The sequence below is a fragment of the Bacillus cereus group sp. MYBK216-1 genome, assembly GCF_051916495.1.
Classification (GTDB): domain Bacteria; phylum Bacillota; class Bacilli; order Bacillales; family Bacillaceae_G; genus Bacillus_A; species Bacillus_A thuringiensis_K.
The window spans coordinates 1-545 of record NZ_JBQAGT010000047.1; the positions used below are offsets into that span (position 1 = coordinate 1).

Sequence of the window (545 nt, forward strand, 5' to 3'; positions counted from 1 at the left end):
TTTATGACTACATCCTCCGGCACCAGGATAGGTAGATGCGAATCGATCTGGAACCTGAAAGGTTGTAGAATCAAGGATGCGAATGCGCTCAAAGTAGGAAGAAAGAGAATGAGAAATCTTAGATACGCCTCCAATTTTAGCTTGTAGAAGTGTAGTAAATACAGTTCGAAAGAAGGCTACAGAAGCAGAGTTAAATCGCCGATTAAGTCCTTCCGGACTTAATAAAACTCCTGTTGAAGTTTCTAATTGACTACATAGTTGAGTAAGAGAGGTAGTAGCGACTTGTTGATTTAGCCATACACACAAAGATAAGAAATGGTGCCCGTGGCACTTACGTTTTCGTTTCATTCCGCCTGCTTCTATGGCTAATTGATTAAGTGTAGCGGGAGACATATATCGATATAACTCTTCAGCGAATAAAGATAATTCTTGTTTTTGATTCATATTCATAAAAAACACGTCACCCTTTCTCATTAACATAAGAAAATAGTAACGTGCTTTTAACTTCAAAAATAGTCTAAATCCTTAAGTTGATGGATGTGTGG

The 545-nt window shown here is 37.8% G+C and carries 1 pseudogene; it reads right to left on the reverse strand.

From position 1 onward, the window contains the following. Positions 1–450 (reverse strand): annotated as a pseudogene (locus ACTFRH_RS30925) (IS4 family transposase); the annotation flags it as partial. Between the last annotated feature and the right edge of the window lie 95 nt (positions 451–545).